This is a genomic window from Methanobrevibacter sp. (assembly GCF_045586545.1).
GTDB lineage: Archaea > Methanobacteriota > Methanobacteria > Methanobacteriales > Methanobacteriaceae > Methanocatella.
Window position 1 is genome coordinate 1 of the sequence record NZ_JAZNAN010000010.1, and the last position, 9,132, is coordinate 9,132.

Annotated in this window: 6 protein-coding genes, 1 tRNA gene and 1 other RNA gene; 3 read left to right on the forward strand and 5 right to left on the reverse strand. The window is 31.2% G+C overall.

Annotated elements, in window-relative coordinates; translation table 11 throughout:
- Positions 1-84 precede the first annotated feature (84 nt).
- Complete coding sequence (locus ACKI3D_RS00835) at positions 85-2,976, reverse strand: Ig-like domain repeat protein (protein ID WP_407391422.1); 2,892 nt, start codon at positions 2,974-2,976, stop codon at positions 85-87.
- Between the two features lie 491 nt (positions 2,977-3,467).
- On the opposite strand from ACKI3D_RS00835, the gene ACKI3D_RS00840 reads away from it, so the two are divergent.
- The 3 genes from ACKI3D_RS00840 (at position 3,468) to ACKI3D_RS00850 (ending at position 7,123) form a co-directional block, all read left to right on the forward strand.
- Positions 3,468-5,021 carry a radical SAM protein gene (locus ACKI3D_RS00840; RefSeq protein ID WP_407391424.1) on the forward strand — a complete coding sequence of 518 codons (1,554 nt, stop codon included), beginning with the start codon at positions 3,468-3,470 and terminating at the stop codon, positions 5,019-5,021.
- Between the two features lie 82 nt (positions 5,022-5,103).
- The gene (locus tag ACKI3D_RS00845; RefSeq protein ID WP_407391426.1) at positions 5,104-6,222 is read left to right on the forward strand and encodes a pyridoxal phosphate-dependent aminotransferase; all 1,119 of its coding nucleotides are present in this window, start codon (positions 5,104-5,106) and stop codon (positions 6,220-6,222) included.
- Positions 6,215-7,123, forward strand: coding sequence for a cation diffusion facilitator family transporter (locus ACKI3D_RS00850; protein ID WP_407391428.1), 909 nt, complete (start codon positions 6,215-6,217; stop codon positions 7,121-7,123). The genes ACKI3D_RS00845 and ACKI3D_RS00850 overlap by 8 nt, the downstream gene beginning before the upstream one ends.
- A gap of 7 nt (positions 7,124-7,130) precedes the next feature.
- Here the strand turns inward: ACKI3D_RS00850 and ACKI3D_RS00855 are convergent.
- The 4 genes from ACKI3D_RS00855 to ACKI3D_RS00870 form a co-directional block, all read right to left on the reverse strand.
- Positions 7,131-7,214: transfer RNA gene (locus ACKI3D_RS00855), tRNA-Ser, on the reverse strand.
- 61 nt (positions 7,215-7,275) lie between these two features.
- An RNA gene (gene ffs / locus ACKI3D_RS00860) (signal recognition particle sRNA) lies at positions 7,276-7,591 on the reverse strand.
- A gap of 142 nt (positions 7,592-7,733) precedes the next feature.
- Positions 7,734-8,123 carry a CBS domain-containing protein gene (locus ACKI3D_RS00865; protein WP_407391430.1) on the reverse strand — a complete coding sequence of 130 codons (390 nt, stop codon included), beginning with the start codon at positions 8,121-8,123 and terminating at the stop codon, positions 7,734-7,736.
- Positions 8,086-9,015 carry a 2-phosphoglycerate kinase gene (locus tag ACKI3D_RS00870; RefSeq protein WP_407391432.1) on the reverse strand — a complete coding sequence of 310 codons (930 nt, stop codon included), beginning with the start codon at positions 9,013-9,015 and terminating at the stop codon, positions 8,086-8,088. Before ACKI3D_RS00870 ends, ACKI3D_RS00865 begins: the two co-directional genes overlap by 38 nt.
- Positions 9,016-9,132: the final 117 nt, after the last annotated feature.

The following is a 9,132-nucleotide window of genomic DNA, read 5'->3' on the forward strand; positions in this document are numbered from 1 at the left end:
ATTTATTAAAACTATTATAAATTAGTAGCTATTAAAAAAAGATTTAAAAAAATAAAAAAATTTAAAAAAAATAATAGTAGAAAATTAGAAGTCTATACTTGAAGAATAACCTTTAAGAGTATATGAATTAGTATTCCAATTTACTACTTTTCCTAACGAGTTTCTGGAACTTGTTGCATCACTAACTGTCCAGGTATTACCTATTAAAACTTGAGCCCATACATGACCATAAGTACTTCCGCCAGAAAATGTACATGAACCGTGAACATATCTAGCAGGAATGCCTGCTGTTCTATACATAGCCACAAGTAAATGAGAGTGGTCAACACAGTTTCCAGATTTGGCATTTAATGTACCGACAGCACCGTGTTTAGTGTTATAATAGAAACTATAAGAAATTGTGTCTCGTACATATTCAAAAATCGCATTAGCTTTAGCCTTATCACTAGACAAACCTTTAGTTAATTTTTCAACAAGTGCTTTGATTTTAGAATTATTAACTTGACAGTTTTTAGCTGCAGATAGATATGCAGTTAAATCATCAATTGTATTTTGTGGATTGATACCTGATGAACTAGAACCACTTAAAGATTTGATTTCTACATATGATGGCAATCTACCATTATCTCCATAAAAGTCAACAGTACGTGAAAATGCATAAACTAAACCTTTATAACCAATATTTCCTACTTTTGAATTTACGGAATCCGGCATTTTACCATGAGAATTCCCATAGCTTACAACAGTTTTTGCAACACTAAGATAATCATTTAGATTACCTAAATTAGATGCACCTTTAGGATCAGTTGGATTTCCGATATCTTTAACTGAAATACTGTCTTTGTTACCTGATTTTAAATTTACAATAGCTTTAGAAGCTAAATATAAATATTGAGCAGTAGAGTAGGTATTAGGACCAATCTTAACGCTATCTGGTAATTTATGATTCTTTTTAATATAAGATTTTACAGTTTGTGATGCGGAAAACAACTGTTTTAAAGTTACATGATTCACTACATGAATTGTTGAGGAACCAGAAAATGATTGATGAGAATATTTAACTTTGTGGTTTCCACCAGCCAAAACACCTAATGAAATCTTAGCAACTCCTTTTGAATTAGTCTTATCTGTAAAAGTTTTTCCATCAACAGTGAATTTAACTTCACTATTTTTAATAGGATTGCTTTTACCATCCACTAATTTAACTGAATAAGATACTTTATTTCCAGGCAAAACATATTTTTCACTCGCAACAAATTTAGTTCCATTAACTAAAATATGTTTTGATACCGTACTGGATTTATAATATGTATTTGAAACTTCACTTTTAATGTTATAATAACCCACAGCAAGGCCTATTTTAATTTTGGCTACTCCTTTTGAATCAGTTTTACTAGTATATGTTTTTCCATGAACTGTAAATTTAACATCAACATTTGAAAGGGTTTTTCCTGCTTTATTTTTAACAGTCACTTTATAATATGACCCATCGTTATATTTCATTTTCAAATTTGATGCTGTTATTTTAGCAGTCATCTTTGAAACAGTGATTTTTTTAGAGCCTTGATTATAATCTTTTGAACCCGGTTTTGAATATTGATATTTTACTGTATAGGTAGCCGGTTTTAAATTGCCTACTGCTAAGGAAGCCACACCTTTTGAATTAGTTTTCACGGTTGTGGTTTTTCCGTTAAGTGTAAATTTCACATTTTTATTAGCCAAAACTTTATTGTTATGGTCTTTAACTGTTACCTTAAATTTAGATCCATCGTTATAAACCATCTTCAAATCTGAAGCTTTAAGTTTAGCTGCTTGATTTACAACATATATTTTTCCATTACCTGCTTGACCTTTATGTAAAGTATCGCCTTTAAAACGATAGCTGATATCATAACTGCCTTTGGATAAAGCAGGAATAGTCAAAGTTGCCACTCCTTTTGAATTAGTCTTCACAGTTGTTTTAGTGTTGTTAAACTTAAATACAACAGAAGCATCTTTAACTAAATCCCCATTCCTACCCTGAAGAGTCACGGAGAATTTATATTTAGTATTTTTGGCAACATATGTCTTTTGAGTACCGTGTTTAAGAGTAACAAATTCCTTATGAACACTGATATGTTTTATTAATTTTTCACCAGAATATGTATTGACAGATGTAATAGCATAAAGACCTGGTGCTAAATTAACATCCAAATGGGCAACACCCTTATTATCAGTAGTTCTTGAATATGTTTTTCCATTAACGGTAAATGAAACCTTTGTATTTGCTAATGCACCATTATTTTTCCAAAATGTTACGTTATATGTAGACACATATCCGTATTCCTTTTCCAAGTCTTTCCCACTTATGGATGATAATACCTTAACTTTCTTAGAAAGAGAAGAGGAAGCATAGTTTGAACTACCGCCGTAAGTTAATGCGACAGTATAAGTACCAATTGCCAAAGCAGCAGTTTTTACTGAAGCAACACCATTACTGTCAGTAGTTGCAGTATAAGTCTTACCATTAACTTTTAAAGAAATCTTTTGTTTGTTTAAAGCTTTACCATCCTTATCTTTCAAAGTTACTTTGAAATAAGTAGCTGATTTTGAATAATGAGTATCAGATACTGTTAACTTTGTAGATATTTTTGAAGAACTAGCAGATAAAATATCCTCACCAGATGAAACACTTACTAGGCTCATAGCAAGAATACCTGAATCAGTTTCTTCATCGTTGGAAGCTTGAAGTATTCCGTCATTATCCTCATAACTTGAACAAGAAATGTTTTGTGAAACATTTCCCTCAGGATAATTATTCAAATCGTCATCATGAGAATTAACTATATTAGTCGCTGAGATAGAATCCTCGCTAGAAATTTCTAATTTATTCTGTTCGGATAATGTTAAAACATTATCGTTCGCTAAATTTGAATCTTCTGTATTTGAAACATTAGTTGAATCTACTGCACTAACCGCTCCGATTACACAGAACATTATTAACACAATAGAAATGAACAATGCCTTATTTTTTATCGAAATTTTTCCACCTCTTGGTTCTCATTACGAAAATTTTATAGTAAAATATGATATATACTAATGTATAGTATTTCATAATGAGTGGATAAAGATATATATTTTATTCCTATATAAATGTTTTTAAAACTTAAAAATTAAAAAAACCGATTTAAATCAAGCAAATTAGTTAAAATAGATTAAAATCATATATAAATTTAAAATAAAAGAACATTTGTAGTGAAATACATTAAGATAAGATTAAATAGCTTGAATTTAATTTAAATTATAAGCAATTCCATAAAAAATATATTTTTAATCAAATTAAACAGTATGCAGAAAATAAATAGTATAAACTAATGCATAACTAAATTCAATGAAATATTATGTCAATTAGAAAAAACCAATTAATTTGAAACAATTAAATTAGAAATAAAGAATTTATTCGAAAAAAATTAAAAATGGTCGATTGCATGTTATATGAGAAGAATATTTTCCAGAAAAATCATAAGAGGATTGATATTCATTTTGGATTATGCTATCCGAATATTTATAGAACTGCAATGTCATCATTAGGTTACAACATATTATATAATCAGATTAATGAACGTGAAGATACATGGTGTGAGAGAATAATCTTTCCGGATATCCGTTCAATAGAATCAAAAACACCAAGCAAATATTTTGATATACTCAGTTTTACAATTCAATTTGAAGAGGACTATTTCAATGTATTGGAAATGCTGAAAAATTCTGAAATACCTCTTAAAAGAAAGGACCGAACCGATAATGATCCCCTCATTATTGCCGGAGGTCCTTGTGCAACTGCAAACCCTCAACCATTATCAGACTACATTGACCTTTTCATCATTGGCGAAGGGGAAAATACAATAAATAAATTTTTAGACAAATATCTTGAAAGTGAAGATAGGGATTTGAAAAAATATTTAGATGTGCCTGGAATTTACATTCCTGAATTTGACAACAAAACAAAAATCACTATTGTAAATGACATGGATGATGCATATCATATCACCCAACCAATAATCAGCAAAAGTGATGATGAAAACTATCAAAGCATTTTCAATAACACAATAATGCTAAATGTTTCAAGAGGATGTACAAGAGGATGCAGATTTTGCATGTCCAGTTACATGTACCGACCTATCAGAGAAACCAGTTGTGAAAAACTTATAGAACTTGCAATTGAAAATCGTGAAAATACTGGAATAGATAAAATTACATTGATAGGTGCTGCAGTTTCGGATTACAGCAATCTGGAAAATTTAATTTCAGGTCTTGAAAAAGAAGGCTTTCAAATATCAACTCCATCACTAAGAATTGAATCAATTACAAAAGAAACATTGCAATCACTAAAAAGAAGTGGTCTCAAAACAATAACCATAGCACCCGAATCAATTGCGAGACTGAGAAAAGTCATCAATAAAGAGATACTGGAAGAGACAATTTTTACAGTAATAGAAAATGCAATTGAATTGGATTTTAAAATCAAATTATATTTTTTAATAGGCATTCCAGGAGAGAATATGGATGACATTGAAGAACTTTGTGAATACATGAAAAAAATAGCTAATATGCACACTAGCATTAAAAATGTAAAATTCAGTGTAAATCCTCTTATTCCAAAACCACACACTCCACTACAATGGGAGCCATATGATTTTAAGGACATTAAGAAGAAAACCAGATATATTAAAAAGGAAATGCGAAAATATAATATTAAGTGCGAAAGTCCTAAAAAAGGTTTGATTCAATATATATTGTCTTGTGGAAATAGGGAGGTTGGTGCAATTATTGAGAAATCCCTCACAAAAGAGGTTACTCTAAAAGATTGGAAAGAACTAATGCCAAAATATGATATCAATGATACACTACCTTGGAACAATATTGACGTTGGAGTAAGTGAAAGATTTTTAAAAATAGAAAACAAAAGATTGAGAAATTTAAAACAAACTCCATGGTGCGAAACATCCCCATGCTATAACTGTGGGGCATGTGAAAAATAATTACTAGAAAAAATCAAATTTACTATAATAATATATAATAATATATAATATGAAAATAAATAATAAAAATGAGGCAAAAGTTATGATTGATCCGGCAAGTAGAACAAAATCAATAGAATTATCATTAATTAGAAAAATGTTTGAAGTTACCAATCCTGATGCTATAAACTTAGGAATTGGAGAACCTGATTTTAATGTTCCTGAAAATATTAAACAGGCCATGAAAGATTCCATTGATGAAAATGATACTCATTACACATCTAACAAAGGAATCATTGAATTAAGAGAAGAAATTGCAAAAAAATTCAAAAATGAAAATGGAATAGACACTAATCCAGAAAACATCCTTGTTACTGCTGGAGCCAGTGAAGCGTTATTCATATGTGCCCAAGCATTTATTGAAAAAGGTGATGAAGTCCTGATTCCAGATCCAGGTTTCCTGTCATATGAAGCATGCGTTAAAATAGCTAACGGAACAATTGTACCTGTTGATTGTACTATGAAAAATGAATTTAAGCTTAAAGCTGAAGATGTTGAGGAAAAAATAACTGACAAAACCAAAGCAATCATTTTGAATTCACCTTCAAATCCAACAGGTGCAGTAATGGAAAAAGAGGATGTGAAGGCAATAGCTGACTTATCCATGGATAAAAATTTCTTAATTATTTCAGATGAAATCTATGAAAAAATAATTTATGATAAGAAACATTATTCACCTGCAAAATATAGTGACAATGTAATAATATTAAACGGATTTTTAAAAATTTACGCCATGACAGGACTTAGAATCGGTTATTTAACCGCAACTGAAGATTATACTGAAGAATTGCTTAAGGTACACCAATACAACATTGCCTGTGCAAGCACAACCTCACAAAGAGGAGCTTATGAAGCATTAACCGGTCCTCAAGACGAAGTTCATAAAATGGTTAATGAATTTAAAAGAAGACGTGACCTAATCGTTAGCCGATTGAATGGAATGGGATATGAAACCGTTAATGTAGAAGGAGCATTTTACGTCTTTCCAAAAATTGAAGATGAAGATTTTGTTATGAAAGCTGCTAAAGCAGGAGTCATTACAGTTCCAGGAATTGCATTTGGATTAAATGGTAAAGGACATATACGCATGTCTTATGCAAATTCCTATGAAAACATTGAAAAGGCCATGGATATTTTAGAAGAGCGTGTAGTTAATGGATGATTTAAGAACTAAAGGTGGTAAAAAAGCTGCGACTGTTGCAATCGTATCAAATTGCTTTTTAACCGTTTTGAATATTACTGTTGGATTAATGTCCGGAAGTTATGCATTGGTTTCTGAAGGAGCCCACACATTATCTGATGTTGCAACTTCTGTTATTGCCTATGCCGGATTTAAAATAGGCCAGAAACCTGCAGATGATGAACATCCATTAGGACATGGACGTGCGGAAGCAATAAGTGGGTTGATAATTGTTTTATTTTTAACCATGGTCGCTTATGAAATTATGAGCGGAGCCATAGATAAATTACTCCACCCTTCACTTATCACCACCCCTGACATTTATGCAGCATTAATGGCCATTTTTGGAATATTTACCAACTATGCAATCAGTGAATATATTATAAACATTGGTAGAGAAATTAAAAGTCCCGCTATTGTGGCTGATGGAAAACACCAAAAAACAGATATCTTTTCATCGATTGCAGTTTTAGTGGGTGTTGTTGTATCAAATATGGGATATCCGATACTCGATCCAATAATCGGATTAATTATTGGGATATTGATTTTAAAAACAGCGTATGAAATCAGTAAAGAGAATATTAATAATATTATGGGAAAAGTTCCAGATGAAAAATTCATCAATAAAATAATAAACATAGCCAATAAAAGCAGTCCTTATGTTCAAAACGCACATAATGTTAAAGTAGATTATTTAGGTTCATATGCTACCGTTACTTTGCATATTGAAATGGATGGAAACTTAACACTAGACGAATCACATAAAATAGTGCATATCGTTCAAAATAACATCATCGAAAAAGTTCCGGAAGTAAAATACGTGATAGTTCATGCATGCCCAATTGGCCTAAACTATAATCATGAACAAGAAATAGATAAATAGTTAAAAACGCCGGGACCGGGATTTGAACCCGGGTGGTCATAAGACCATCGGATTAGCAGTCCGACGCCGTACCAGGCTGGGCCATCCCGACATAAAAAAACAGTATATTACATTATTATGTAAAACATTATTTATAAACTTAATCGTTTTTATAAGTGGCGTGTTCAGAAGTGGACTAATCGCAAAAATGTAAGTGATCTAAAAAATCCAACTCCACCCCGGGATTCTACAAGCATTGAATGTTAACAGTAAAGCTGCTCCCTTCCGGGCCTGACCCGTTTCCATATTGAAGATGACTAATTTTTACCCTCCAGTAAAAATCTCACCACCACCAATCCTGTAGGACGAGGTTTCTATGCTGTCTTTAATAGGCTTACACTCTCTTAAAAAGCCGCCTTCCGAACTTCGACCGCACCAAAGGGGGTGTGTGCTTACAGAGGACCCCTAACCCTCCAGTCTAGCCACTAATAATATATGCCCTTAATATTATATAAATGTTATTGATTTTCAAAACAAAGAGACAGAAAATGTTTTTCTAGAAAAAAATTTATTTTCAGTAAATGTCATAAAAAGATTAAAATTAAAAATAAGAAAAAAATAAAAAGTAAAATTAGAAAATTTCTTGAATAATATCTCCATCAGAGATAATTCCAACTAATTTTCCATCTTCAACTACAGGAAGTTGATTTAAGATTCCTGAAGAAGAAACAGCTTCTTTCATGATTTTTATTGCATCTTCAAGGGTATCTTCAGGAGATACAGTAACAACAGGTGTTATCATGATTTCTTCAACACTAGTTCCTAATTCATATTTATCCAAAATCAAATTATGGCCTACATCAGTTGCGGTAATAATTCCAATAAGCTTATCGCCTTCAACTACAGGCAGGGAACTGATTTTAAATTCCATCAATTTTTCAAATGCATATACAACATCAACATCAGATGTTGTTGTAATGACATCAGTTGTCATTATTTCTTTCACTTTTTTGTTTAACATCGTTTATTCCTCCGAATTCTTCAAGAATATCATTTATCATGATATCGATTGTTTCATTAATATCTACATTGTTTACTATATGAGCATCATGAATTTTTGCTTGTTCAACTAAAAATCCTTGGATTTTTCTAATTGTACCAAAATTTTCCATATATCTTTCAAGAGATCTTTTAACCCAAGGCTGTCTGCATCTAGCGTAAAATCTTTGTTTATGAGCTTCTTCATCATCAACTGTGAGAGTAAAAATGATAATGTTATTGTTGTCCAACAATTCCTGCTTAATGAATCCTGGAACAACGTGTACTCCTTCTATAATGGTACTAATTCCTTCTTTAACTGAACGTTCGATAATAGCTTCAATACCAACATTAACAACATCAACATGGCTGATAAAACCTTCAATCACTGAATCAATTCTAACGGCAGGTGTTCTGATACTTTCATGCGCATCAAAACTTGATTTATGAATTACTGGACTTAACTCTTCAGAAACTATTTTACGCATGACCTCTCTAATCATATCAGTACCGATAATATTTTTTAATCTTAATCTATTTGCCAGTTCAAAAGCCATTGAAGATGTACCCACCCCTGATGCACCACCAATTAAAATAATTAATGGTTTTTTAGAAGTTCTAAGTGACCTCCAATTCTTATATTTAGTGGCAATCTTTGAATCGACGGTATTCAAATGATTTAAAACTACCTCAGCCAGCTCCTCAATTGAGATTTCAGTTATATTATTCATTATTAAATAAGATTCAATGTCACTGGCTATAATATGCGCTCTTTCAATCCCAATATCTGCAACGTTAAGGGAACGAGACATGATTCCTTTAGAAAATGGTTCCTTATATTTTTTACCATCAACTTCGCCAGTAACCCAAATCATAATAATCACTCAATTCGAATAATATGCTTATCTATATTAAATTAATATTAGATAAAATTTGTTATTTGATTTTTTAAAAAAATTATTTAAATTCAATAAAAAAAGAAAATAATGAAT

What these genes read in the sequence shown, in the direction of transcription:
- ACKI3D_RS00840 (WP_407391424.1), top strand. Translation starts at nt 3,468, where the DNA reads ATGTTATATGAGAAGAATATTTTCCAGAAAAATCATAAGAGGATTGAT.
- ACKI3D_RS00870 (WP_407391432.1), bottom strand. Translation starts at nt 9,015, where the DNA reads ATGATTTGGGTTACTGGCGAAGTTGATGGTAAAAAATATAAGGAACCA.
- ACKI3D_RS00845 (WP_407391426.1), top strand. Translation starts at nt 5,104, where the DNA reads ATGATTGATCCGGCAAGTAGAACAAAATCAATAGAATTATCATTAATT.
- ACKI3D_RS00850 (WP_407391428.1), top strand. Translation starts at nt 6,215, where the DNA reads ATGGATGATTTAAGAACTAAAGGTGGTAAAAAAGCTGCGACTGTTGCA.
- ACKI3D_RS00835 (WP_407391422.1), bottom strand. Translation starts at nt 2,976, where the DNA reads ATGTTCTGTGTAATCGGAGCGGTTAGTGCAGTAGATTCAACTAATGTT.
- ACKI3D_RS00865 (WP_407391430.1), bottom strand. Translation starts at nt 8,123, where the DNA reads ATGTTAAACAAAAAAGTGAAAGAAATAATGACAACTGATGTCATTACA.